Source organism: Streptomyces sp. SS8, from assembly GCF_054072955.1.
Window position 1 is genome coordinate 11978 of sequence record NZ_JBSVCZ010000025.1, and the last position, 24846, is coordinate 36823.

26 protein-coding genes are annotated in these 24846 nt (G+C 73.8%); 18 read left to right on the top strand and 8 right to left on the bottom strand.

Annotation, left to right across the window (positions count from 1 at the left end):
• Positions 1-9: 9 nt before the first annotated feature.
• Positions 10-894 (top strand): M23 family metallopeptidase, encoded by an 885-nt coding sequence (locus ACW69E_RS21950; protein ID WP_457499994.1) that lies wholly within the window; start codon positions 10-12, stop codon positions 892-894.
• Between the two features lie 191 nt (positions 895-1085).
• On the top strand, positions 1086-1778 hold the full coding sequence (locus ACW69E_RS21955) for a GntR family transcriptional regulator (RefSeq protein ID WP_457499995.1): 693 nt from the start codon (positions 1086-1088) through the stop codon (positions 1776-1778).
• A gap of 212 nt (positions 1779-1990) precedes the next feature.
• On the opposite strand, the gene ACW69E_RS21960 is transcribed toward ACW69E_RS21955, so the two are convergent.
• Positions 1991-2272, bottom strand: a complete 282-nt coding sequence (locus tag ACW69E_RS21960) for an HPr family phosphocarrier protein (protein WP_457499996.1) — start codon at positions 2270-2272, stop codon at positions 1991-1993.
• Positions 2273-2463: 191 nt separating this feature from the next.
• On the opposite strand from ACW69E_RS21960, the gene ACW69E_RS21965 reads away from it, so the two are divergent.
• From ACW69E_RS21965 to ACW69E_RS21980, 4 genes are all read left to right on the top strand, one after another.
• Complete coding sequence (locus ACW69E_RS21965; RefSeq protein ID WP_457499997.1) at positions 2464-5256, top strand: bifunctional acetate--CoA ligase family protein/GNAT family N-acetyltransferase; 2793 nt, start codon at positions 2464-2466, stop codon at positions 5254-5256.
• Positions 5257-5284: 28 nt separating this feature from the next.
• Positions 5285-5878 (top strand): DUF5998 family protein, encoded by a 594-nt coding sequence (locus ACW69E_RS21970; RefSeq protein ID WP_093851244.1) that lies wholly within the window; start codon positions 5285-5287, stop codon positions 5876-5878.
• Positions 5878-7077 carry an alkaline phosphatase family protein gene (locus ACW69E_RS21975; protein WP_457499998.1) on the top strand — a complete coding sequence of 400 codons (1200 nt, stop codon included), beginning with the start codon at positions 5878-5880 and terminating at the stop codon, positions 7075-7077. Before ACW69E_RS21970 ends, ACW69E_RS21975 begins: the two co-directional genes overlap by 1 nt.
• A 93-nt stretch (positions 7078-7170) precedes the next feature.
• Positions 7171-7857 (top strand): thymidine kinase, encoded by a 687-nt coding sequence (locus tag ACW69E_RS21980; protein ID WP_457499999.1) that lies wholly within the window; start codon positions 7171-7173, stop codon positions 7855-7857.
• 33 nt (positions 7858-7890) lie between these two features.
• Here ACW69E_RS21980 and ACW69E_RS21985 read toward each other — a convergent pair whose 3' ends face one another.
• Entirely contained in the window at positions 7891-8709 is an 819-nt protein-coding gene (locus ACW69E_RS21985) for a VOC family protein (protein WP_457500000.1), read from the bottom strand.
• A gap of 251 nt (positions 8710-8960) precedes the next feature.
• Between ACW69E_RS21985 and ACW69E_RS21990 the strand changes: the two genes are divergently transcribed.
• Entirely contained in the window at positions 8961-9836 is an 876-nt protein-coding gene (locus tag ACW69E_RS21990) for a sulfurtransferase (RefSeq protein ID WP_457500001.1), read from the top strand.
• Between the two features lie 58 nt (positions 9837-9894).
• Here the strand turns inward: ACW69E_RS21990 and sepH are convergent, their stop codons facing one another.
• Both sepH and ACW69E_RS22000 read right to left on the bottom strand, forming a co-directional pair.
• Positions 9895-10953 carry a septation protein SepH gene (gene sepH, locus ACW69E_RS21995; protein WP_457500002.1) on the bottom strand — a complete coding sequence of 353 codons (1059 nt, stop codon included), beginning with the start codon at positions 10951-10953 and terminating at the stop codon, positions 9895-9897.
• A gap of 442 nt (positions 10954-11395) precedes the next feature.
• The gene (locus ACW69E_RS22000) at positions 11396-12739 is read right to left on the bottom strand and encodes a D-arabinono-1,4-lactone oxidase (RefSeq protein WP_457500003.1); all 1344 of its coding nucleotides are present in this window, start codon (positions 12737-12739) and stop codon (positions 11396-11398) included.
• Positions 12740-12881: 142 nt separating this feature from the next.
• Here ACW69E_RS22000 and ACW69E_RS22005 point away from each other — a divergent pair, with 142 nt between their 5' ends.
• Together ACW69E_RS22005 and ACW69E_RS22010 are read left to right on the top strand one after the other, a co-directional pair.
• On the top strand, positions 12882-13994 hold the full coding sequence (locus ACW69E_RS22005) for a ferrochelatase (RefSeq protein WP_457500004.1): 1113 nt from the start codon (positions 12882-12884) through the stop codon (positions 13992-13994).
• A gap of 145 nt (positions 13995-14139) precedes the next feature.
• Positions 14140-14940, top strand: coding sequence for an inositol monophosphatase family protein (locus ACW69E_RS22010; RefSeq protein ID WP_457500064.1), 801 nt, complete (start codon positions 14140-14142; stop codon positions 14938-14940).
• Between the two features lie 101 nt (positions 14941-15041).
• Here the strand turns inward: ACW69E_RS22010 and ACW69E_RS22015 are convergent, their stop codons facing one another.
• The gene (locus ACW69E_RS22015) at positions 15042-15218 is read right to left on the bottom strand and encodes a hypothetical protein (protein WP_457500005.1); all 177 of its coding nucleotides are present in this window, start codon (positions 15216-15218) and stop codon (positions 15042-15044) included.
• Between the two features lie 395 nt (positions 15219-15613).
• On the opposite strand from ACW69E_RS22015, the gene ACW69E_RS22020 reads away from it, so the two are divergent.
• From ACW69E_RS22020 to ACW69E_RS22035, 4 genes are all read left to right on the top strand, one after another.
• On the top strand, positions 15614-16267 hold the full coding sequence (locus ACW69E_RS22020) for a response regulator transcription factor (RefSeq protein WP_457500006.1): 654 nt from the start codon (positions 15614-15616) through the stop codon (positions 16265-16267).
• A gap of 7 nt (positions 16268-16274) precedes the next feature.
• Positions 16275-17552, top strand: coding sequence for a sensor histidine kinase (locus ACW69E_RS22025; RefSeq protein WP_457500007.1), 1278 nt, complete (start codon positions 16275-16277; stop codon positions 17550-17552).
• A 477-nt stretch (positions 17553-18029) separates the two neighbouring features.
• Positions 18030-18329: a DUF4193 domain-containing protein gene (locus tag ACW69E_RS22030; RefSeq protein ID WP_093662716.1), complete on the top strand. Its 300-nt coding sequence runs from the start codon at positions 18030-18032 to the stop codon at positions 18327-18329.
• Positions 18330-18343: 14 nt separating this feature from the next.
• Entirely contained in the window at positions 18344-19234 is an 891-nt protein-coding gene (locus ACW69E_RS22035; protein ID WP_457500008.1) for a hypothetical protein, read from the top strand.
• A 79-nt stretch (positions 19235-19313) separates the two neighbouring features.
• On the opposite strand, the gene ACW69E_RS22040 is transcribed toward ACW69E_RS22035, so the two are convergent.
• Positions 19314-19769 carry a DUF3093 domain-containing protein gene (locus ACW69E_RS22040; protein ID WP_457500009.1) on the bottom strand — a complete coding sequence of 152 codons (456 nt, stop codon included), beginning with the start codon at positions 19767-19769 and terminating at the stop codon, positions 19314-19316.
• 58 nt (positions 19770-19827) lie between these two features.
• On the opposite strand from ACW69E_RS22040, the gene ACW69E_RS22045 reads away from it, so the two are divergent.
• The 5 genes from ACW69E_RS22045 to ACW69E_RS22065 all read left to right on the top strand — a co-directional run bounded on the left by ACW69E_RS22045 (position 19828) and on the right by ACW69E_RS22065 (position 23333).
• Complete coding sequence (locus tag ACW69E_RS22045) at positions 19828-20412, top strand: PaaI family thioesterase (protein ID WP_457500010.1); 585 nt, start codon at positions 19828-19830, stop codon at positions 20410-20412.
• Positions 20409-20969 (top strand): dUTP diphosphatase, encoded by a 561-nt coding sequence (gene dut, locus ACW69E_RS22050; RefSeq protein WP_457500011.1) that lies wholly within the window; start codon positions 20409-20411, stop codon positions 20967-20969. Before ACW69E_RS22045 ends, dut begins: the two co-directional genes overlap by 4 nt.
• A 1-nt stretch (position 20970) precedes the next feature.
• Positions 20971-21759, top strand: coding sequence for a DUF3710 domain-containing protein (locus ACW69E_RS22055; protein ID WP_237883937.1), 789 nt, complete (start codon positions 20971-20973; stop codon positions 21757-21759).
• Positions 21760-22148: 389 nt separating this feature from the next.
• Positions 22149-22556: an OB-fold nucleic acid binding domain-containing protein gene (locus ACW69E_RS22060; protein ID WP_457500012.1), complete on the top strand. Its 408-nt coding sequence runs from the start codon at positions 22149-22151 to the stop codon at positions 22554-22556.
• Between the two features lie 3 nt (positions 22557-22559).
• A complete protein-coding gene (locus ACW69E_RS22065) occupies positions 22560-23333 on the top strand; it encodes a DUF3159 domain-containing protein (RefSeq protein WP_457500013.1) in 774 nt (257 codons plus the stop codon).
• Positions 23334-23433: 100 nt separating this feature from the next.
• On the opposite strand, the gene ACW69E_RS22070 is transcribed toward ACW69E_RS22065, so the two are convergent.
• Together ACW69E_RS22070 and ACW69E_RS22075 are read right to left on the bottom strand one after the other, a co-directional pair.
• Positions 23434-24117 carry a potassium channel family protein gene (locus ACW69E_RS22070; RefSeq protein WP_457500014.1) on the bottom strand — a complete coding sequence of 228 codons (684 nt, stop codon included), beginning with the start codon at positions 24115-24117 and terminating at the stop codon, positions 23434-23436.
• Positions 24114-24782, bottom strand: a complete 669-nt coding sequence (locus ACW69E_RS22075) for a potassium channel family protein (protein WP_093851228.1) — start codon at positions 24780-24782, stop codon at positions 24114-24116. The genes ACW69E_RS22070 and ACW69E_RS22075 overlap by 4 nt, the downstream gene beginning before the upstream one ends.
• Positions 24783-24846: the final 64 nt, after the last annotated feature.

A 24846-nucleotide genomic window follows, 5' to 3' on the forward strand; every position in this document is an offset into this window, starting at 1 on the left:
ACGCCACCCATGGCGTTCACCCGTGCCACCGCGCAGCTCGCCGAGAAGCTGGCCGGAAAGCTCACCGGGCTCACCGAGAGCCTCACCGAGAAGCACCACCTCTCCAGCCGCTCCATGCGCACCCGCGTGGGCCTGGCCGGAGCCGCCGCCCTGACCGTCACCGGCGTGGTCGGCGCCGCCGCTCCCGCGATCGCCGCTCCGGAGGGGGGCTCGGGGACCTACGCCCTGGGCTTCGTCCAGGCCATGGCCGTCGGTGACACGATCGCCGACGACGTCAGGGCCCAGGCCCAGGCCCAGCAGCGCGTCGCCGACGCCGCCGAGGAGAAGGCCGAGGAGGCGGAGAAGGCCGCCGCCGAGCGCGAGGCCGCCGCCGAGCGCGAGGCCGAGAAGCGCGAAGCCGAGAAGGCCGCCGCCGAGAAGCGCGAGGCCGCCGAGGCCAAGCGCGCGAACGAGCGCGCCGACCGCTCCGCCGAGCGCCGTTCGGCCACCGGCTACGTCGACCCGGTCGCGGGCGTGGACACCACCACCGCCTACAAGCAGGCCGGCGCCTCCTGGTCCTCCGGCAAGCACAGCGGCATCGACTTCCCCGCCAACACCGGCACCCCGGTGCGGTCCGTCGGCCCGGGCACCGTGGTGACGGTCGGCTGGGGCGGCGCGTACGGCAACCAGGTCGTCATCCGCCACGACGACGGCAAGTACACCCAGTACGCCCACCTGTCCGCCACCAAGGTCTCGGCGGGCCAGAAGGTCGACGGCGGCCAGCACATCGGCGCGGTCGGCTCCACCGGCAACAGCACCGGCCCGCACCTGCACTTCGAGGCCCGCAACGGCGCCTACTACGGATCGGACTTCAACCCGATCACCTACCTGGCGGGCAAGGGCGTCGACGTCTGACGGACCCCGCCCGCAGGGCGCCGGGCAGCCGCGCCCGTCACACACCGGCATCCGCCGCGCGACCCGTGAGGTCGCGCGGCGGATGTTTTCACGCCTGTTTCCCGGCGGGCATCGGAAAACGCGTTCCAGTGGAATACAGTTCCACTCTGCGGTACTTCGGGGAACATGGAGACGGCGGTGGAGGTCGGCCCATGCGCATTTCCGCGCACATGGTGTGCAGCGCGGTCCGTGACGACATCGTCCGTGGTGTTTTCCCGCCCGGAGCCCGGCTCACCGAGGAACTCCTCGCCAGACGCTACGGCGTCTCGCGCGTCCCGGTGCGCGAGGCACTGCGGACCCTGGAGTCGGAGGGGTTCGTCGTCTCCCGCCGCCACGCGGGCGCCTGCGTCGCCCGGCCCACCGAGCAGGAGGCCGCCGACCTGCTCGACATCCGCGCCCTGCTGGAGCCGCTGGGCACGGCGCGGGCCGCCCGGCGCCGCACCGAGGCGCAGCTGAGGGTCCTGCGGGGGCTGGTCCGACTGGGGCTGCAGCGGGCGGAGAGCGGCCGGCTGTCCGACCTGGGCGTCCTGGAGGACTGGTACCACGAGACGCTGGCCCGGGCGTCGGGCAGCCCCAGCCTGGCCTCGCTGCTCACCCAGCTGCGCCGCAAGATCACCTGGGTGTACGCCGCGGAACCGCCGCTGCGCGCGGTCGCCGTGTGGCGCGAGCGCGGAGCCATCGTGGACGCCGTCGCGCGCGGCGACGCGGAAGGGGCGCGCGTCCTGGCCGGCGAGCACGTGGAGCGCTCCGTCGCGGTGCGCCGTGAGCAGCGTCCGGTGGCCGCGCGACGGCCGCCGGGAAATCCCCGTGAGGAGAGCGAAACACGCCGTAAACACACCGTGTGACAATTCGTAACAGAAATTGTGTACACAGGACGGGAATACGCGGGGAATGCATGCCGGGAAAGTTCCGGGTGCGGGAAAAGGCTGCGGGGTCGCTCGCCCCGCAGCCTTTGCCGGTGGATTTCCGTCGGTGGTATCCGTCGCGTTTCGTTCCGGGCCCGTGTCCAGTGCCGTATGCGGGCCCGGACCGCGGCCGGCTCGCCGGCCCGCGCGGCTCAGAGGGCTCCGGGCAGCTCGTCCAGCCCCTCGGAGACCAGCTTCGCCAGCCGGTCCAGGGCGGCGTCGGCGTCCTCGGCGGCGGAGGCCAGCACGATCTCCTGGCCGCCCTCCACGCCCAGTCCCAGCACCGAGAGCATCGAGGCGGCGTTGACCGGTTCGCCGTCCGGCCTGGCCACGGTGACGGGGACGCCGGAGGCGGTCGCGGCGCGGACGAAGACCGCGGCGGGGCGGGCGTGAAGGCCCTCGGGCCAGCCGACGGTGACACGGCGCTCTGCCATGGTGTTGCCCTTCGAGTCGAAACGGATCGGAACGGACCGAACCGGAACGGGCCGGACAGGGCCGGACCGGTGCGGGGCCGACCGGGAACGGGCCGCGTGCCCGGGGGCCAGCCCAGCTTCGCACAGGCGGGTCCTCCGGAACGGGAGCCGACACCTCCGCGATCCGGGCCGCGGTGACTAGGCTGACATCCATGCGGACGCCGAGCGAGCCTGCCTACCCCGCCCACTGGGAAGCCGACGTGGTACTGCGCGACGGAGGTACGGCCCGGGTCCGCCCCATCACACCCGACGACGCCGAGCGCCTGGTCAGCTTCTACGAGCAGGTCTCCGACCAGTCGAAGTACTACCGCTTCTTCGCCCCCTACCCCCGGCTCTCCGACCGCGACGTACGCCGCTTCACCCACCACGACTACGTCGACCGGGTCGGCCTGGCCGCCATCGTCGGCGACGAGTTCATCGCCACCGTCCGCTACGACCGCATAGACGCCACCGGCCGCCCCGCCTCCCTGCCCGCCGACGAGGCCGAGGTCGCCTTCCTCGTCCGCGACGACCACCAGGGCCGCGGGGTCGGCTCCGCCCTGCTGGAGCACATCGCCGCCTGCGCCCGCGAGCGCGGGGTGCGCCGCTTCGTCGCCGAGGTCCTGCCCGCCAACACCAAGATGGTCAAGGTCTTCACGGACGCCGGCTACTCCCAGAAGCGCAGCTTCGAGGACGGTGCGGTCCACCTCACCTTCGGCATCGAACCGACCGAGCAGTCCCTGGCGGTCATGCGGGCCCGCGAGCAGCGCGCCGAGGGCCGGTCCGTGCAGCGGCTGCTGTCCCCCGGCGCGGTCGCCGTCATCGGCGCCAGCCGCAACCCGGGCGGAGCCGGGCGCACCGTCCTGGAGAGTCTGCGCACGGCCGGTTTCACCGGCCGCGTCCACGCCGTCAACCGCGCGCTGGAGGAGGGGCGCACCGAGATCGACTCGGTGCCCGCCCACCGCTCGGTGCGCGACATCCCCGAGCCCGTCGACCTCGCCGTCGTCGCCGTCCCCGCCCGGGAGGTGCCCGGGGTGGTCGACGAGTGCGGGGAGCGGGGCGTGCAGGGACTGGTCGTCCTCTCCGCCGACTTCGGCCGTGACGCACAGCGCGAGCTGGTGCGGCAGGCCCGCTCGTACGGGATGCGCATCATCGGACCCAACGCCTTCGGGCTGATCAACACCGCCCCGGACGTCCGGCTCAACGCCACCCTGTCGCCCGAGACGCCCGAGCGCGGCCGCATCGGGCTGTTCACCCAGTCCGGGGCCATCGGCATCGCCGTGCTCGCGGGGCTCCACCGCCGGGGCCGGGGGGCCGGCGGCATCTCCACCTTCGTCTCGGCCGGCAACCGCGCCGACGTCTCCGGCAACGACGTGCTCCAGTACTGGGACGACGACCCCGACACCGACGTCGTCCTGATGTACCTGGAGTCCTTCGGCAACCCCAGGAAGTTCAACCGCCTGGCCCGGCGCACCGCCGCCCGCAAGCCGATCGTCGTGGTCAAGGGCGCCCGTCACAACGCCAGCGCCCCGCCCCCCGGCCACGCCGTCCCGGCCGGCCGCACCCCCGACGCCACGGTCTCCTCGCTGCTGCGGCAGGCCGGGGTCATCCGCGTCGACACCGTCACCGAACTCGTCGACGCCGGCGTGCTGCTGGCCACCCAGCCGCTGCCCGCCGGCCCGCGGGTGGGCATCCTGGGCAACGCCGAGTCGCTGTGCCTGCTCACCTACGACGCCTGCCTGGCCCGGGGCCTGCGCCCGCAGCCCGTCACCGACCTGACCACCGAGGCCACCCCCGAGGACTTCCGGCGGGCCCTGGCCGCCACCCTCGCCGACCCGGCCACCGACGCCGTCGTGGTCACCGCCATCCCCTGGGTGGACGGCAGCCACGGCCCGGGGGACGCGACCCTGCTGGCCGATGCGCTGGCCCGGGCGCTGCGCGAGCCGGCCGGCGGTGAGGGCGGCGGCGAGGACGGCGACCGCGGCGGCGCGGAGGCCGCGAGCGCCCCGGCCAAGCCGGTGGTCGTGGTCCATCTGGCCATCGAGGGCCTGGACGCCGCCCTCGCCGGGCACCGCCTGCCCGCCTACCCCGCCCCCGAGCGCGCGGCGGGCGCCCTGTCGGAGGCGGTCCGCTACGCGCAGTGGCGGCGCGAGGCGGCCGAACCCGGCCGGGTGCCCGAGTACGACGACATCGACGAGGCGTCCGCCGCCGCCCTGCTGACCCGGGTGCGCGAACCGGACCGCGGCACGCTCCGCAGCACCCCCCTGAGCGGCGAGGAGACGGCCGAACTGCTGGGCCACTACGGCGTGTCGGTGCAGCCCGTCCTGCCCGCGCCCGACGCCCGCGCGGCCCGCGCCGCCGCGAAGAGGCTGGGCTACCCCGTGGCCCTGAAGACCACCGCCCCCCATCTGCGCCACCGCCCCGACCTGGGAGGCGTACGGCTGGACATCGGCAGCGAGGCCGGACTGCGGCGCGCCTACGCCAGGATGACCGAACAGCTGGGCGATCCCGCCGAGCTGCGGCCCGTCATCCAGGCCATGGCACCCCGAGGCGTGGACACCGCGGTGAAGGCCACCGTCGACCCCGCCATCGGCGCGGTGCTCTCCTTCGGACTGGCCGGACCGCCCTCGGAACTGCTGGGCGACGTCGCCCACCGGCTCGTCCCCGTCACCGACCGGGACGCGGCCGGCCTGGTCCGCTCCATCCGCTCCGCGCCCGTGCTGTTCGGCTGGCGCGGCGCCCAGCCGGTGGACACCGGCGCCCTGGAGGAGCTGCTGCTGCGCGTCTCCCGGCTGGTCGAGGACCATCCCGAGGTCGTCTCCGTCGACCTGGAACCGGTGGTCGTCGCTGCTCGCGGGCTGACCGTCCTGGACGCGGCCGTCCGCGTCGCCGAGCCGCCCGCGCCCTTCGGCACGGCCCACCCCGCCTGGGCCGACCTCGGCCCCCGCCGCCTGCCCGCGTACTGACCCGCCCGGTCCCCGTAGGATGGGCCGCATGGCGAAGACCGGTACGACGACCCAGGGGCTGCGCGCGGCCATCGAGCGCAGCGGCTACTACCCGGCTCTCGTGGCCGAGGCGGTCGAGTCCGCCGTGGGCGGCGAGCCCGTTTCCTCGTACGTTGTCCACCAGGAGACGACCTTCGACTCCAACGAGGTCCGCCGCCACGTCACGGTGCTGGTGCTCACCGACACCCGGTTCATCGTCAGCCACACCGACGAGCAGCCCGCCGACGGCACCTCCCCCTCGCCGTACGCCACCACCTCCACCGAGTCGGTGAAGCTGGAGCGGATCTCCTCGGTCGTCCTCAGCCGTGTCGTCGCCAACCCCGAGTCCTACACTCCCGGCACCCTGCCGCGAGAGGTCGTCCTCACCATCGGCTGGGGCGCCGTCTCCCGCCTCGACATGGAGCCCGCCAACTGCGGCGACCCCAACTGCGAGGCCGACCACGGCTACACGGGCTCCCTGACCGCAGACGACCTCTCGCTGCGCGTCAGCGAGGCGGGCGACGGACCGGACACCGTCCGCCAGGCGCTCACCTTCGCGCAGGCGCTGTCCGAGGCCACCGCGGCGACCGCCGGCGCCCGCTGATGGTCCAGTCCCTCCCGTACGGCCCGGCCGCCCACGACCCCGCTCCCCTGGATCCGCGTACCGCCCCCGTGCCGCGCTACGGCGACGCCTCGCTGGCCGACCTGCTGCCCGCCGTCGCCGCCGGACAGGGCGTGCCCGGTCTCTCCTCGGGCCTGGAACTGGAGCCCGCCGACCGGGTGTGCGTCTTCCTGGTGGACGGCATGGGCTGGGAGCTGCTGGCCGCCCATCCCGGCGAGGCCCCCTTCCTGGCCTCCCTGCTGGCCACCTCCCGCGGCGGCACCGGGCAGCCCCTCACCGCGGGCTTCCCCTCCACCACCGCCACCTCGCTCGCCTCCGTGGGCACCGGCCGGGTGCCCGGCGCCCACGGGCTGCCCGGCTACACCGTGCTCGACCCGGCCACCGGTGAACTGATGAACCAGCTGCGCTGGCAGCCGTGGACCGACCCGTACCAGTGGCAGCCGTACCCCACCGTCTTCCGGCTCGCCGACGCCGCGGGCGTCGCCACCTGCCAGGTCACCGCCCCACACTTCGAGCACACTCCGCTCACGAAGATCGCCCTGTCGGGAGGCTCCTTCCTGGGCCGGCTGTCGGCCGAGGACCGCATGGACCTGGCCGCCGAGCGGCTGGGCTCGGCCGGCCGCTCGCTGGTCTACACGTACTACGCCGAACTCGACGGCAGCGGCCACCGCCACGGCGTGGACTCCGACGCCTGGCGCGGCCGGCTGATGTACGTCGACGGTCTCGCCCAGCGCCTGGCCGAGCAGCTCCCGCCGCGCTCCGCGCTCTACATCACCGCCGACCACGGCATGGTGGACGTCCCGCAGGACCCGGACGCCCGCTACGACTTCGACCACGACTGGGAGCTGCGCGCGGGCGTCGCACGCCTGGGGGGCGAGGGCCGGGCCCGCCATCTGTACGCCGTGCCCGGCGCGGCCGGGGACGTCCACGCCGTCTGGCGCGAGGTCCTGGCGGACCGGGCGTGGGTGGCCACCCGGGACGAGGCGATCGAACTGGGCTGGTTCGGGCCGGAGGTCGACGACCGGGTGCGCGGCCGGATCGGCGACGTGGTGGCCGCGATGAGCGACACGGCCGCCGTCGTCGCCACCGAGACCGAGCCCAACGAGTCCGAACTGATCGGCATGCACGGCTCGATGACACCCGCCGAGCAACTGGTCCCTCTGCTGGAAGTCCGCACATAGCCCGGCGCCGCCGCGTCCCGCTGGATCCGTCCGCAGCCGCGCACCGCCCGCGCCCCAAGCCGACCGCCGAACGCCGAAAGGTTCCGCCTCCCCATGCCCGAACTGGTCTTCTTCGCCGGAACGATGGACTGCGGGAAGAGCACCCTCGCGCTCCAGATCCAGCACAACCGCTCGGCACGGGGACTGTCGGGGATGATCTTCACCCGCAACGACCGGGCGGGGGAGGGCCGGCTCTCCTCAAGGCTCGGTCTGGTCACCGAGGCGGTGGAGGCGGGCGAGGGCTTCGACTTCCACGCCCACCTGGTGCGGCACCTGACCTCCGGCGGGCGCACCGACTACGTGATCGCGGACGAGGCGCAGTTCCTCGAACCCGGGCAGGTCGACCAACTCGCCTGCGTCGTCGACGATCTGGGCATCGACGTCTTCGCCTTCGGCATCACCACCGACTTCCGCACCAGGCTCTTCCCGGGCTCGCAGCGGCTGATCGAGCTGGCCGACCGGATCGAGTCCCTCCAGGTCGAGGCGCTGTGCTGGTGCGGCGCGCGCGCCACCCACAACGCCCGCACGGCCGGCGGCCGGATGGTCGTCGAGGGCGCCCAGGTCGTCGTCGGGGACGTCGCCGGCGCGCATGGCGCCGCGGGGGAGGACGTCGGCTACGAGGTGCTGTGCCGTCGCCACCACCGGCGCCGGCTCACCGCGGCCGCGGCCCGGGCGGGGGCGCTGTCCCCGGACGTACTGCCCGTGGACGGTGCGGACGCCCCCGCCCTGCACCGCGGCTGAGCGCCCCTCACGAGGCGCTTCCCGCAAGGGCCCTCACGAGCCCCGGCGGCCCGTGTGGATCACCGCGAAGGGGGCGCCCTCCCGGTCGGTGACCCGTGCCGTCCGCCCGTACGGCGTGTCGTGCGGCGGCAGCAGGACGCGCCCGCCCAGCTCGGTCACCCGGCGCGCCGCCGCGTCGGTGTCGGCCACCTCGACGTACATCAGCCAGTGCGAGCCGCGGTCGTGCGGCAGTCCGTCACCGACGCCGTGGACGCCGCCGACGATCCGGCCGTGCGCCGTCAGGGTGAGGCGCTCCGGCTCCGCGTCCGCGCCGCCGCCGCCCGCCCCCGGGTGTTCCCCGGCGGGCTCGGCCTCCAGACCGAACACCGCCTGGTAGAACTTCTCGACCGCCGACGCCCGGTGGGTGATCAGCTCGTTCCACACCACCGTGCCCGGCCCGCCGCCCATGCGGGCCCCGGGCCGGGTGTCCGCCTGCCGTATCCCGAAGGAGGCCCCGGCCGGGTCCGCCGCGATCGCCACGCGCATCGTCCCCTCCATGTCCAGCGGTCCCACCCCGACCGTCCCGCCGCACAGTCTGACCAACTCCGCGGACTTGTCGGCGTCGTCGGCGGACAGGTACGGCAGCCAGGCGGGAAGGCACTGCCGTCCCCGCGGCATCTGGCCGATGCACGCGACCTCGTTCCCGCCGAGAAGTGCGCGGAAGTGCGGGCCGGCCGACCCCGGCCCCGGGCCCTGCCGGTATTCCCAGCCGAACAACTCGTGGTAGAACTCCTGGCTCGCCGCCGGGTCGCGGGCCAGCAGACTCAGCCAGGAGGGGGTGCCCGGAGCGTGTCGTGCCACTGCCTCGGTCATCTGTTCACTTCTCTCCTCGGGACCGTCGTCGATGCGGTCGTTCGGTGATCTTCCGTGCACTGTCGGTGGCCATGGTCTCATTCGGCGCCCATGCCGCGCACGGGGCCGTCCCGCCCGGGAAGAGGGCGGGACGGCCCTCGGGGGAGGATGACGGACATTCCGCCCCAAGCCCCCGCCGCGCGCGCCGACACGGGCCGGCCGCGCCGGGTGGTGGCGAGGACATACGGGAACGGCCGCGCGAAGATACGGCCATGGCAGTCATCGTCTCCCCTACCCAACTCGCGCGCGAACTCACCGGTTCGCCTTCCTCACCGCCTACCCCGCCCACGCTGCTCGATGTCCGCTGGGAGCTGACCGGCCCCTCCCGGCGACCGGACTACGAGGCGGCGCACCTGCCCGGAGCCGTGTACGTCGACCTGGAGACCGAACTGGCCGGCCCGGTGGGGGAGGGGACGGGGCGTCACCCGCTCCCGGACCCAAGCGCGTTCGGGGCGGCCATGCGCCGGGCCGGGGTCCGCCAGGGGCACCCGGTGGTGGTCTACGACGGCGGCCGGGGGTGGGCCGCCGCCCGCGCCTGGTGGCTGCTGCGCTGGGCCGGCCACGAGGACGTACGGGTGCTGGACGGTGGTCTCGAGGCATGGGAGGGCCCGCTGACGGGGGAGGTGCCGCGGCCGCCCGAGGGTGACTTCACGCCCCGGCCGGGCTCGCTTCCCGTGCTCGACGCCGACGGTGCGGCGGCCCTGGCCCGCACCGGGGTGCTGCTCGACGCACGCTCGGGCGAGCGCTACCGCGGTGAGGTCGAGCCGATCGACCGCGTCGCCGGGCACATTCCGGGCGCGGTATCGGCACCCACCACCGGGAACACCGCCGAAAGCGTCTCCCGGGGCGCTTCCGGAAGCACCCCCGGCGCCTTCCGGCCCGCCGCCGAACTGGCCGCCCGCTTCGCCGCGCTGGGTATCGACGCGGACACCGAGGTCGGCGTCTACTGCGGTTCGGGGGTCTCCGCGGCCCACGAGATCCTGGCCCTGGCGGTCGCGGGCATCGACGCCGCGCTGTATCCGGGCTCCTGGTCGCAGTGGTCCGCCGATCCCTCCCGTCCGGTGGCCACGGGCCCCGAACCGGGCTGAGGGGCGGACCGGCGCACACGCGGGAGGGCGGCGGGGACCCGCCCCGCCGCCCCTTGGCCTACTCCTGTTTCTTGCGGCGCGTGCCGAAGACGATCTCGTCCCAGCTGGGGACCGCGGCGCGGCGGCCCGGGCGGACGCCGTCCGCCTCGGCCTGACGGTCGGTGCTGCCGGTGAGCCGGTCGCGGTGGCCCGCCACCGAGCGCGGCATGAGCACATCGGCGTAGGCCGCCCCCGCGCTCGCCGCGGGAGCGGGCGGCTCCACCGCCTCCGGCTCCTCGGCCTCGTCCTCCGGCGCGCCGTCGGGGGAGGACTGCTCCGGCACCACCAGATCGCCCCGGAAGCTGGGCACCGCCTCCAGCAGACTGGTCAGCGAGTCCCGCTCGCCGACCCCGTCCTGGCCCGCGGCCTCCGAGGGCTCGGACTCAAAGGCGTCGGAACGCTCCGTCCGGTCGAAGCGGTCGCGCGGCAGCCGCGCGATGCGCGGCACGAACGGAAAGCTCGGCTCGGGGGTGTCGTCGCTCTCGCCGATCAGCGCCCGCGCCTCGTCGTCCACGGCCTGCACCAGCCGCCGCGGCGGATCGTAGGTCCAGCTCGCCGAGTGCGGCTCGCCGGCCACCCGGTAGACGAGCAGCACCTCCCAGGTGCCGTCGTCCCGGCGCCAGGAGTCCCACTGCACCGTGTCCTTGTCGGCGCCGCGCAGCATCAACCGCTCGGCCACGGCCTCACCGAGCTGTGGACCGGTGCTCTCGCCGGGGCGGCGCACCGGCGTCTTGCGGGCCCGCTCGGCCATGAACGCGCGCTCGGCGAGCACCGGCCCCTCGAACCGCCGTACGCGGTCCACGGGGATGCCGGCGAGCTGGGCGACCTCCTCGGCGGTGGCTCCGGCCCGTATGCGGGCCTGGATGTCGCGGGGGCGCAGATGGCTCTCGACCTCGATCTCGATCTGGCCGAGCCTGGCGCGGTCGTTGCGGACGGCGGCTCGCAGCCGCTCGTCGATCGGGAGTGTGTACTCCGTGTTGTCGGCAGCCTTGAGCACCAGCCGTGTGCCGTCGTTGCTGACGGCCACGACACGCAGTTCGGGCATGGGAACCTCCCGGGTGGTGCCTGCCGACGTCACGTGCGTCGCTGCTCCCGTTGGACGAGTGTGGCGTGCCCGGGCGCAGCCTGCCACAACCTTGCCGACCTGCCCGGCGTGTCGGGCCCGCGCCCTGATCCGCCACTGTGGCACGGTTGCCTGTTGACCACGGAAAGTGACCTCGGTGGTGACTGTCCGTGGTACCGGCTGACCGGAGCCGGGGTCAGGGCTCGCCACACTACTCCATTGGGGCCACACCGTTGGATCGGCACGCCGCCCAAGTTCTCACAGTGCGGGGGAGTTGAACACCACGCGGGTCGCAAAAAGACGGCATCGAAGGTGTGGATCTTCACGGAATCCGCCGAAACGGAACCACCACCTTGGCCGGAAACCGCCTGGCGGGGAGCGCAGAGGAAGATACGTGCGACCCGGCCCGGTAGGGGGACGGGTGGGGCGGCGGGCTGACGGCGGGCCGCTGCCCGGCTCAGTCGCCCAGCACCCTCCGCAGGTGGTCGTTGCCGAACACCCGGTCCGGGTCGAGGCGGTCGCGCAGCGCGGTGAACTCCGCGAAGCGCGGGTAGACCCCGGCCAGGTACGCGGCGTCGCGGCTGTGCAGCTTCCCCCAGTGGGGGCGCCCGCCGTGCGCGACCATGATCTGCTCGGCGGCCGTGAAGTACCGCTCGTGCGGGGTGCCCCGGTACACGTGCACCGCGATGTAGGCGGTGTCGCGGCCCGAGGCCGTGGAGAGCGTGATGTCGTCGGCGGGCGCGACGCGCACCTCGACGGGGAAGTTCACCCGCAGCTCCGAACGGTCGACCACCGCGCGCAGTTCGCGCAGCGCCTCCACCGCGGCCTCCCGCGGCAGGGCGTACTCCATCTCCACGAAGCGCACCCGGCGCGGGGAGGTGAACACCTTGTAGGGGATGTCGGTGTAGGTGCGGGCCGACAGGGCGCGCCCGGCGATCCGCGCGATGCCGGGGACGGCGGCGGGGAAGGCCCGGCCCACCGAGCAGGCGGCCTGGAAGACGCCGTTGGCCAGCAACTCGTCCTCCAGCCAGCCGCCCAGGCGCGGCAGCGGGTCGGCCGGGCCGTCGCTGCGGTTGTTGCGCTTGGTGACGCAGCGGTCGGTGTGCGGGAACCAGTAGAACTCGAAGTGCTCGTTGCCGCGCACCAGATGGTCGAAGTCCTCCAGTACCGCCTCCAGGCGCATGGGCTCCTCGCGCGCGGTCAGCAGGAACAGCGGCTCCACGGCGAAGGTGATCTCGGTGATCACTCCCAGCGCCCCCAGGCCGACGCGGGCCGCCGCGAAGACGTCCCCGTTCTCGCCTCCCTCGTCCCCCGAGCACCGCAGGACCGATCCGTCGGCCAGGACCATCTCCAGAGCGCGGATCTGGGTGGCGAGCGAGCCGGAGTCGCGGCCGGTGCCGTGGGTGCCGGTGCCGACCGCGCCGGAGACGGTCTGCTCCATGATGTCGCCCATGTTGGTCAGGGACAGCCTCTCGGCGGCCAGCACCTCGTTGAGCCGCTTCAGCGGCGTCCCGGCGGCCACCGTCACCGTCCCCGCCTCGCGGTCGATCCGGCGGACGCCGGTGAGGCGGTCGGGGCGTATCAGCACACCCTCGGTGGCGGCCACGGGTGTGAACGAGTGCCCGGTGCCGGCGGCCTTGACCGTCAGCCCGTCCTCGGCGGCGCGGCGCACCACCTCGGCGAGCGCCTCGGTGGTGGAGGGGGCCGAGGTCCGCAGCGGACGGGCGGTCGCGTTGCCCGCCCAGTTGCGCCACGTCGGCGGCGCGGGCCGCCCCGTGCGCCGTGCGGTGTGCGTGGTCATCGCTGACGGCCCTCCCCATGGCTGGCGTACCGCGCGGACGGTGGCCCCGCCGGTCGGAGGGGGATCATACTCACGCGGGGCCTCTTCCGGACCCCCGCGGGTCCGGGCGGTGGGCGACGGAGCCGGATGGCAGGATCGGGGCATGTCCGACGCAACTGACGCCCGCCCCTACGACGCCCTGCTGCTGCTGTCCTTCGGAGGACCGGAGGGCCCCGACGACGTGGTGCCGTTCCTGGAGAACGTCACCCGCGGAAGAGGCATTCCGAAGGAGCGGCTGGAGGAGGTCGGGCAGCACTACTACCTGTTCGGCGGGGTCAGCCCGATCAACGCCCAGAACCGTCGGCTGCTCGCGGCCCTGCGCGAGGACTTCGCCGCCAACGGGCTGGACCTGCCCGTCTACTGGGGCAACCGGAACTGGGCGCCGTACCTGACCGACACCCTGCGCGAGATGGTGGCCGACGGCCGCCGCCGGATCCTGGTGCTGGCCACCAGCGCGTACGCCTCGTACTCAGGCTGCCGCCAGTACCGGGAGAACCTCGCCGAGGCCCTGGCCACCCTGGAGGCCGAGGGACTGCGGGTGCCGCGGGTGGACAAGCTGCGGCACTACTTCAACCACCCCGGCTTCGTCCGCCCCATGACCGACGGGGTGCTGGCCGCCCTCGCCGAGCTGCCCGGGGACGTCCGGGCGGGGGCCCATCTGGTCTTCACCACCCACTCCATCCCCCTGTCCCAGTCCGAGACCTCCGGGCCCGACGGCGGCGCGTACGTCGCCCAGCACCTGGACGTGGCACGGGTGATCGCCGCCGCGGTGCGCGAGGAGACCGGGGTGGACCGGCCCTGGGAACTGGTCTACCAGTCCCGCAGCGGCGCCCCCCACATCCCCTGGCTGGAGCCGGACGTCTGCGACCACCTGGAGGCGCTGCACGGACAGGGCGCACCGGCCGCGGTGATGATCCCCATCGGTTTCGTCTCGGACCACATGGAGGTCCTGTACGACCTCGACACCGAGGCGATGGCCAAGGCCGGAGAGCTGGGCCTGCCGGCGGTGCGGTCGGCCACCGTCGGCGCCGACCCGCGCTTCGCCGCGGCCGTGCGCGACCTGGTGGCCGAGCGCGCCGCCGCCGAGCGCGGCGAGAACCCCGAGCGCTGCGCGCTGGGCGCGCTGGGCCCCAGCCACGACGTGTGCCCGGTGAGCTGCTGCCCGGCGCGTACGCCCAGGCCCGCCGCCGCGGGCGCCGACAGCCCTTACGCCTGACGCCGCCCCGGCGCCCGTACGACACCCGTCCGATGCCCTCACCACACCGCCGAGGAGAGCCGTGACCGACGCCGCAAGCTCCGCCGGGCCCGCTGCCGACAGCCCTGCCGGGACCGGGACGGAGACCGAACGCGCGACCGCCGCCGTGGCGGACCCGCTCAACAGGGAGCTTCTGGGCCTCGCGCTGGAGGCCGCCCGCCGGGCGGGCGCGCTGCTGAGCGAGGGACGCCCCGCCGACCTGGGGGTGGCCGCGACCAAGAGCAGCCCCGTCGACGTCGTCACCGAGATGGACCTGGCCTCCGAGAAGCTGATCACCGGCTTCCTGGCCGACCACCGTCCCGAGGACGGCTTCCTGGGGGAGGAGGGGGCCTCCAGCGAGGGAGGCAGCGGGGTGCGCTGGGTGATCGACCCGATCGACGGCACCGTGAACTACCTCTACGGGCAGCCCGCCTGGGCCGTCTCGATCGCCGCCGAGCACCGGGGCGAGACGGTCGTCGGCGTGGTCCACGTCCCGCCGCGCGGCGAGACCTACCACGCGGTGCTGGGCGGAGGCGCCTGGCTGAACGGGAGGCGGGTGCGCTGCCGCCCCTCGCCGCCGCTGGAGCAGGCGCTGATCGGCACTGGTTTCAACTACATTGCCGAGCGCCGCGGGGCCCAGGCCGAGGTGGCCCGCCGCCTGCTGCCGGAGGTCCGCGACATCCGCCGCTCCGGTTCGGCCGCCATCGACCTGTGCGACGTGGGCGGCGGGCGGCTGGACGGCTTCTACGAGCGCGGGCTGCACCCCTGGGACTTCGCCGCGGGCGATCTGGTCGCCCGCGAGGCGGGTGCCCTCACCGGCGGGCGGCCCGGCTCCCCGCCGACTGGCGAGCTGACGGTGGCCGCCTCGCCCGGGGTCTTCGGCGCGCTCCAGCCGCTGCTGGAGGAACTGGGCGCCTGGCACGACTGAACGGCTCCGGTCCGGGCATGAGGGGCACCGGCCCCCCGTGCGCCCCGCACACCGGCGCCCCGGGAGGAGGAACCTCCCGGGGCGCCGGTGTGCGATGCCGGTCAGGCGCAGGTGGTGGCGCCGATCTCCACTCCGTACTCGGCGGCCAGACGGCGCAGGTCCTCGAGCTCGGCCTGCTCGACGTCCACCAGGAAGTCGTCGCCCGACTCACGAGCGCGGATCAGGTCGGACTCCGTGGTCCGTATGCGCTGCAGAATGCCTGCGGTGAACGCGTCCATGGTGCGCCCCCTCGTCGTGGGTCGTCGGCACGGGGTGTGCCGGGGGTGGGGCGATCACGGTGTGTACCCCGAGCGGTCGGCCGACGGCTCTCCCGGGGCTGGGAAGAGGGGTCGTGACATGCCGTCTACAGGGCGTGATCGCGGGTGTACTGCCGTCCTCCCCATCCCAAACCTCAGAGAAACCTCAAGAAGGACGAAAATTCGGTGAACGGCTGCGACGGAAGTCCCTTACGGCCCGTTTACTGAGGTCGCGGGCACGATGGACATGATGGAACAGGCGGGGGCGCGCCCCCGCCCGGCTCCGTGCCGCTCCCGGCCGTCCACGAACGGCCGGGACGGTTCCCGCCCCGCGAAGCCCCCGTGAAGCCCCGTGAACCGAGGGAAGGACACCACCCGTGCGCGTACTCGTCGTCGAGGACGAGCGGCTGCTCGCCGATGCCGTGGCCACCGGACTGCGCCGGGAGGCCATGGCCGTCGACGTGGTCTACGACGGCGCCGCGGCCCTGGAGCGCGTCGGGGTCAACGACTACGACGTGGTGGTGCTCGACCGCGACCTGCCGCTGGTCCACGGTGACGACGTGTGCCGCGAGATCATCCGGCTGGGCCTGCCGACCCGGGTGCTGATGCTCACCGCCTCCGGCGACGTCAGCGACCGGGTGGAGGGCCTGGAACTGGGCGCGGACGACTACCTGCCCAAGCCCTTCGCCTTCAGCGAGCTGACCGCCCGGGTGCGGGCGCTCGGCCGCCGCAGCACCGCGCCCCTGCCGCCGGTGCTGGAGCGCTCCGGGATCCGGCTGGACCCCAACCGCCGCGAGGTCTTCCGCGACGGCCGGCAGGTGCAGTTGGCCCCCAAGGAGTTCGCGGTGCTGGAGGTGCTCATGCGGGGCGAGGGATCGGTGGTCTCCGCCGAGCAGCTCCTGGAGAAGGCCTGGGACGAGAACACCGATCCGTTCACCAACGTCGTACGGGTCACCGTGATGACCCTGCGCCGCAAACTCGGCGAGCCGCCGGTGATCGTCACCGTGCCCGGTTCCGGATACCGCATCTGAGCCCCTCATGACACCCAGCACGCCCGGTACCCCCGGCCCCCCTCCCCAGCCCCCGGCGACCCCGCCCAAGCCCACTTGGGACCCCTTCCAGCCGGGCCGCTCCCATCCCTGGCTGCGGCCCACCATCCGCATACGCCTGACCCTGCTGTACGGCGGGATGTTCCTGATCGCCGGGATGGTGCTGCTGGCGATCATCTACCTGCTGGCGGCCCAGGCCCTGAAGGACGGCAGCCATCTGCCCTTCCAGATCATCGGTGTGCGGGACCAGACCACCGACGCCGTCTGCAGTCTGCCCAGCCGGGCGGACGGCGGGGAGCTGACCCCCCAGGAGCTGACCGCCGCCGTCCAGCAGTGCATGGAGAACCAGCGGCAGGTGGCCCTGGAGGTCCTGCTCAACCGCTCCCTGATGGCCCTGCTGGGCCTGGCCGTGGCCGCCTTCGCCTTCGGCTACGTCATGGCCGGCCGGGTGCTCTCGCCCCTGGAGCGCATCACGCGCACCGCCCAGCGGGTCGCCGGCTCCGACCTGCACCGCCGCATCGAGCTGGACGGACCGGACGACGAACTCAAGGAGCTGGCCGACACCTTCGACCAGATGCTGGACCGGCTGGACCGGGCCTTCACCGCCCAGCAGCGGTTCGTCGCCAACGCCTCGCACGAGCTGCGCACCCCGCTGGCGATCAACCGAACCCTGCTGGAGGTCCAGCTCTCCGATCCCGGCGCCTCCCCGGAGCTGGTCCAGCTCGGCAAGACGCTGCTCGCCACGAACGAGCGCAGCGAGCAGCTGGTGGAGGGACTGCTGCTGCTCGCCCGCAGCGAGAACGAGATCGTGGACCGCAAGCCCGTGGACCTGGCCGAGGTCGCCTCCCAGGCCGTGGAGCAGGCGCGCGGCGAGGCCCAGGACAGGGGCGTGGAGCTGCGGGGCGTGCGCCGGCCCGCGTATGTGCAGGGCAGCGGGGTGCTGCTGGAGCGGGTCGCGCTCAACCTGGTGCAGAACGCCGTGCGCTACAACGTCTCCCGTGACGGCTGGGTGTCGGTGGACACCCGGGCACAGCCGGGACAGGCGGTGCTGGTGGTGGAGAACACCGGCCCGGCGGTCCCGGCGTACGAGGTGGACAACCTCTTCGAGCCCTTCCGCAGGCTGCGCACCGAGCGCACCGGCAGCGACAGGGGGGTCGGCCTGGGGCTGTCGATCGTGCGGTCGGTGGTGCGCGCCCACGGCGGGGCGGTCACGGCCAGGCCGCGCGAGGAGGGCGGACTGGTGGTGCGGGTCACGCTCCCCCTCTGACGCTTCCCGTCCGGCGCCGCGCGGACGCCGCGCGGACGTGCTGCGGAACGGGGCGAGGACAGGGCCGGACGGGACGAAAGGCGATCATGGAATAACCTCGCCGCGCCCGGCGTTATGGGGCGGAATCCGGGAATTCCTCCACGGTTCGAACCGGTTGTGATCGATCACACACGCGATTTTTCGGTCACACGCGTACAGCACCCCAGGGCCTGCCGAAAAATGCCGGAAAATCCATGTTTTCGCAGGTCGTGATCGTGGAAAAGAGGGGAGGCGGTATGCGCAAAGTGGACACGGGGGCCGTCCCGGGCCCTCGGTCGACGGCCGACTCGGTCACCCCATCAGGGGCGCGGTTGGGTGTCGATTGAGTAACAGGGCTTGAAGTGAGGCAAAATCTCCGCCTCAGGTCGGGCACAAGTCCGGCCTCTCGCGCGTTACGTGCGCTGGAGACACCACAGACACCCAGAGGGGGAGAGCGACATGGCGACCGACTACGACACTCCACGCAAGACCGATGACGACGTCAACGAGGACAGCATCGAGGAACTGAAGGCCCGGCGGAACGACAAGTCCGCCTCGACCGTCGACGTCGACGAGTTCGAGCAGGCCGAGGGCCTGGAACTGCCCGGAGCGGATCTCTCCAACGAGGAGCTGTCCGTGCGGGTGCTGCCCCGCCAGGCCGACGAGTTCACCTGCATGAGCTGCTTCCTGGTCCACCACCGCTCGCAGCTGGCGGCGGAGAAGAACGGTCACCCCATCTGCCGCGACTGCGCGGCCTGAGCCGGGGCCGGCTGATGACGGCCGAGGAAGCACGTGACGCCGAGCGGGGCCAGGACGGGGAGGCCTCGCTCGCGCCCGTACCCGCACCCGGATCCGCGCCCGCAGCCGCTCTCGGCCGCGGGCTGCGGCGTCTCCGTCCGCGCCGCCGGGCCGGCGCGGACGGCGCGGGCAGACCGGACGGCGGGGGCAGACCGGACGGCGCCGGCGGGCCGGACGGGGGCAGCGCACAGGAGCCGCGCGAGCGCGGCACCGTCAGGGCGTTCCTGGGCGTGGTGGCCGACCGCATCGTCGACCTCGCCCCCAGGATCCCGGTGAGGGACCTGGACACGCTCCGCCGGCAGTTCCCGGGCCTGGGGCCGGAGGAGATGGCCGACCGGCTGATATCGGGCGCCGTGAAGGGCAGCGCGACCGTCGGCGCCGGAGTGGGCGCCTCGGCGATGCTGCCCGTACCGCCGGCGATGCCCGCCGAGCTGGCCACCGAGGTCGTCGGGGTGGCCGCGGTGGAGCTCAAGCTCATCGCCGAACTCCACGAGGTCTACGGGCTGCGCCCGCCCGGCAACGCCCGGGAGCGGGCCGCCGCCTACCTCGCCGAGTGGACCCAGGAGCGCGGGATAGAACTGGCCGCGCCCGCGACGTTCGGCGCGGCCTTCGGCGGCCACATGAGACGCCAGCTGCGCCAGACCCTCCTCAAGCGCACCATGCGCAACCTCCCCAACCTCACGCCGTTCATGATCGGCGCGGCGGTGGGAGCCCTGATGAACCGGCGCGACACCAGGAAGCTGGCGGAGAGGATCCGCGGCGACCTGAGAGGGCGGCGGATCCCCTGGGGCGCGATCCCCCTGGAGGACCGCCCGGGGAAGATCATCCCCTCGCAGCTCCGGCACGCCCCGGAAGAGGACGGCTGACCCCCGGCCGACAGCCGGCGTCCCCCGCCGAGCCCCCGGCCCGCTTGCGCCCGCCCGGCGTCCCCCGCCGCGGCCCGCGCTACCGGCGTGCGGCCTCCAGCGCGTCGGCCAGCGCCCGCGGGCGCCGTGTGGACAGGTACAGGTACGGTGTGGGATCCGCGGGGTCGGTGACCTCCACACGCAGCGCCGTGGGCACATAGCCGCGCAGCAGCATGTAGGCGCGCGGGTCGGCACGGTGGGTGCGCCAGGCGCGGGCCTCCTCCTCGTCCAGGACGTGCGCCTCGCCCAGCGCGGAGACCGGCACCCGGGCGTCCCCCGCGACCAGTGAGTCCGCGATCACGCGGATACGGGCCGAACCGTAGGCGCTCACCGCCACCGCGCCCAGCGCCGTCCCCACCACCAGACCGCCCAGCAGGGGCATCAGGCCCAGGGGGAACAGGATCAGGCCCAGGGAGATTCCGGACAGGGCGGCGATCAGCCACCAGGGGCGGGGCGCGGTCAGCCGCTCGTCGTACAGCACGCCGGGAGGAAGCATGTGCCCAGCTTGGCACGCCCGCGACCGGCTCACTGACCCGGCGGTAAGGTCAGCATCCGTGAGTGCCACCAAGACATCCCTGACCCCGCCGGACGACGCCGTTCCCCCCGTGCGCCACCCCGACGCCCCCGCCCCCGGAGAGCCGCTGGGCGCCCACTACGCGCAGTGCTTCGGCTGCGGCACCGAGCAGCCCCACGGACTGCACATCGACGCCCGGGCGGGCGAGGGGGTCAGCGTCACCGCCGAGTTCACCGTCCACCCCGAGCACCAGGGCGCCCCCGGCCTCGCCCACGGCGGGCTGCTGTCCACCGCCATGGACGAGATCCTGGGCTCCCTGAACTGGCTGATGCACACCATCTCGGTCACCGGGCGCCTGGAGACCGACTTCCTCCAGCCCGTCCCCGTGGACTCCGTGCTGCACCTGGCGGCGCGGGTGACCGCCCGGCACGGACGCAAGATCTACTGCACCGCCACCGGACACATCGGCGGCCCCGACGGCCCTCTCGCGGTGCGCGCCGACGCCCTCTTCATCGAGGTCAAGGTCGAGCACTTCGTCGACCACGGCCGCAAGGACGAGATCGAGGCCGCGATGGCCGACCCCGACACCGTCCGCCGGGCCCGCGCCTTCGAGGTGAACCCGTGAGCGGCGCCGGCCTGCCCGGACGCGGCCCCGTCGAGGTGCTGATCCGCCGCCTCGACCCCGAGGTGCCGCTTCCCGCCTACGCCCACCCCGGCGACGCGGGCTGCGATCTGGTCACCACCGAGGCGGCCGAACTGGCCCCCGGTGAGAGGGCCGTTCTGCCCACGGGGGTTTCCATCGCACTGCCCGACGGGTACGCCGCCTTCGTGCATCCGCGCTCCGGCCTGGCGGCCCGCTGCGGGGTCTGCCTCGTGAATGCCCCCGGAACCGTCGACGCCGGGTACCGTGGGGAGATCAGGGTGATCGTGGCCAACCTGGATCCGCGCGAGAGTGTGCGGTTCGAGCGCTTCGACCGCATCGCCCAGCTCGTCGTCCAGCAAGTCGAGAAGGTGCGCTTCCACGAGGTGGAGGAACTGCCGGGATCGGCGCGAGCGGCGGGGGGCTTCGGCTCCACGGGCGGCCACGCCGCACAGGACGGCACCGCACAGGACCACGCTGCACAGCACAACCATTACGCTGCGGTCGCGGCCGACGAGGCTGCCGACCTGAAGGGACAGTGACGTGTTCGGACGTCGTCGCAAGAAGCAGGTAGGGCCCGAGGGCGCCTCGGACGAGTTCGAGACGGAACGATCCGACGAGGGCACCGACGCGTCGGACGGGTCCGCCGACGGCACCGATGGCGAGCAGACCCGGGTCAAGCTTCCCCCGGCCCCCCGGCCGGACGGCCCCTGGGACGTGAGCGAGCTGCACGCCCCGGGCGAGGGCCGGGTCGACCTGGGCGGCATGTTCGTGCCCGGAGTGCCGGGCATGGAACTGCGGGTGGAGGTCGCCGGTGACGCCATCGTCGCCGCGACGATCGTGCTCAAGGACAGCGCCGTCCAGCTCCAGGCGTTCGCCGCACCCAAGCGCGAGGGCATCTGGGACGAGGTGCGCGAGGAGATCGCCTCGGGCATCACCCAGAAGGGCGGGATCATCGACGAGGTCGAGGGCCCCCTGGGCTGGGAGCTGCGCGCGCAGGTGCCGGTCAGGCTGCCCGACGGCAACAGCGGCATGCAGGTCGTGCGCTTCGTCGGCGTGGACGGCCCCCGCTGGTTCCTGCGCGGTGTCATCTCCGGTCAGGGCGCGGTGCAGCCGCAGGCCGCCGGGCTGCTGGAGCAGATCTTCCGCGACACGGTCGTGGTGCGCGGGGACTCCCCGATGGCGCCCCGCGACCCGATCGTCCTCAAGCTCCCCGACGACGCGCAGATGGTGCCCGACGGCGTCCAGCAGGAGCAGGCCCAGGAGGGCTCCCGCTTCGCCGGCGGCATCGACAAGCTCCAGCGCGGCCCGGAGATCACCGAGGTCCGCTGAGCGGCGCGCGGGAAGCGGTGCGCGGGGCGTCGCCGGGGGCCCGCCGCCCCGCACGTGACGGCGGAGCCCCGCCGGGGGCGGCGGACGCCGGGCTCGGCGACGGCCGGCGCCGTCCGTGCCGGGGACGCCGTACGGGCGCCGTGGCCGCCGCCGAGAGCCCGCGCCGCGCCCGCGGCCACACGTCCGCCGCCCGCACCGCGCGGTCTGCCGCCCACCGTCCACCGGCCGGCGCGGCGGACCGTGGGCCCGGTGCGCGCCGCGGGACGCCGTCGGGCACCGGGAGGCTCGGCGGACGCGGGGGAGACGCGGGGGAGGAGCCTTCGGTCACATCCGCCTCCAGGGCCCTCAGGGGCATTACCGGGGGTGACGGGCGCGGGTAGGCTGGCCGTATGAGTGGCGTTACCCGACTCGAGAGGGGCGGCCGGCTGCGGCGCCTCCTCGGGCGTCTGGCCTCCTCCCAGGAGGATCTGCTCTCCGCCGAACTCCGGCAGGACACCGAGGAGAGCGGCTGCACACGCATCTGCGACTGCGGCGACCGGCAGATCGTCACGGTGACCGGTACGCTGCGCACGGTGACGCAGCGCCCCAGGGCGGGCGTGCCCGCCCTGGAGGCGGAGCTGTTCGACGGGTCCGCCCCGCTGGACGTGGTGTGGCTCGGCCGCCGGTCCATCGCGGGCATAGAACCGGGCCGCAGGCTGGTCGCACACGGGCGGATCGCGATGAACCGCGGCCGTCCGGTGCTGTTCAACCCCAAGTACGAGCTGCGACCCATCGGACAGGACAGCGGACAGGAGTAACGGGTGACCTCTCTCGACAAGCCGGCCGCTGGCGTGGACGGGACCGGGCCCGCGGCCGAGGCCGGCGCGCCCGGTCCGACGGTCACGGACAAGGCACTGATGGAGGCGTTCGGCGGAGTGCGGGGCATGGTGGACACCACCGTGCCCGGGCTGGTCTTCGTGCTGGTCTACACGATCAGGCGGGACATCCACCTCGCGGCCGTCGCCGCCCTGGGCCTGAGCGTCCTGCTCGCGCTGGCCCGCCTGGTGCAGCGCGAGACCCTCAAGCACGCCTTCAGCGGCGTCTTCGGGGTCGGGATCGGCGCGGTCTTCGCGATGATGTCGGGCGACGCCAAGAACTTCTACCTGCCGGGCATGCTCTACACCCTGGGGCTGGCGGTCGCGTACTGCCTCTCGGCGATGGTGCGCTTCCCGCTGATCGGGGTGCTGCTCGGGCCGCTGATGCGCGAGAACCTCTCCTGGCGCACCCGCAACCCCGGCCGCCTGGCGGCCTACACCAAGGCGACCTGGGCCTGGGGCATCGTCCTGCTGGCCAAGTCGGCCATCCTCTTCCCGATCTACTTCTGGGGCGACGCCACCCAGCTCGGCTGGGTGAAGGTGGCACTCGGCATCCCGCCGCTGCTGCTGTGCGTCTACCTGACCTACGTCTTCCTGGCCAAGGCCCCGCCGCCGATCGACGTGATCGCCGAGATGGAGGCGGAGGAGGCCGCGGAGGCGGAGAGGGAGAAGGAGCGGGAACGCGAGCGCGTGGCGGGCGAGGCGCGGACGGACTCCTGAGCCCCGTACGGCCCCGCGGCGGCCGTACGGCACCCGACGAGGGCGGCGGCCCCGGTCCACCGACCGGGGCCGCCGCCCTCCCCATGTGCGGAGCCTGCCGCTACCGGGAGTCGTCCTCCGGCTCCCGGCGCACCGACAGCAGCTCCTCCAGCTGCTCCTCGCGGGACTGGGCGGCGACGAACAGCAGTTCGTCGCCCGGCTCCAGGGCTTCCTCGGGACCCGGGGTGAGGACCCTGCTGCCGCGGATTATCGTCACCAGCGCGGTGTCCTCGGGCCACCGCACCTCGCCCACCCGCGTGCCGGCCAGCGCCGACTCGGGGGGCAGGGTCAGCTCGACCAGGTTGGCGTCGCCCTGGCTGAAGCGCAGCAGCCGCACCAGATCGCCGACGCTGACGGCCTCCTCGACCAGCGCGGACATCAGCCGCGGGGTCGAGACGGCCACGTCGATGCCCCAGGACTCGTTGAACAGCCACTCGTTCTTGGGGTGGTTCACCCGCGCCACGACCCTTGGTACGGCGTACTCCGTCTTGGCCAGCAGGGAGACCACGAGGTTGACCTTGTCGTCACCGGTCGCTGCGATCACGACGTTGCAGCGCTGGAGGGCGGCCTCGTCCAGCGAGGTGATCTCGCAGGCGTCGGCCAGCAGCCACTCGGCCTGCGGCACCTGCTCCACCGAGATGGCGCCGGGCGCCTTGTCGATCAGCAGCACCTCGTGGCCGTTCTCCAGCAGTTCCCCGGCGATGGAACGGCCCACCGCGCCGGCCCCGGCGATCGCGACCCTCATCGTGCCTCTCCCTCGGGACCGCGCGAGAACGCGGCCTCCACGTCGCCGACCCGGTCGCAGCGCATCATCACGTGCACCAGATCGCCCTCCTGGATCACCGTGTCGGAGGTGGGCAGCATCGCCTCGCCCAGCCTGGTGATGAAGGCGACCCGGGTGCCCGTCTCCTGCTGGAGGCGGCTCACCCGGTGCCCGACCCAGGCGGAGGAGGCGTGCACCTCGGCGAGCTGGACGCCTCCGGTCGGGTCCAGCCACAGCGGCTCCGCCCCGGAGGGCAGGAGCCGCCGCAGCATCTGGTCGGCCGTCCAGCGGACCGTGGCGACGGTCGGGATCCCCAGCCGCTGGTAGACCTCGGCGCGGCGGGGGTCGTAGATGCGGGCGGCCACGTTCTCCACGCCGAACATCTCGCGCGCCACGCGGGCGGCGATGATGTTGGAGTTGTCGCCGCTGCTGACGGCGGCGAACGCCCCGGCCTCCTCTATCCCCGCCTCGCGCAGGGTGTCGCGGTCGAAGCCGATCCCCTCCACCCGGCGCCCGCCGAAGGAGGAGCCGAGGCGGCGGAAGGCCGCCTCGTCCCGGTCGATGATCGCAACCGTGTGACCCCGCTGTTCCAGGGTCCGGGCGAGCGCGGCGCCCACGCGCCCGCATCCCATGATGACGATGTGCATGAGGCCGCTACCCCGTGCCTTCCTGTGCCGTGACGACCCGGGCCCGCATCGCGCGTCATCCTTC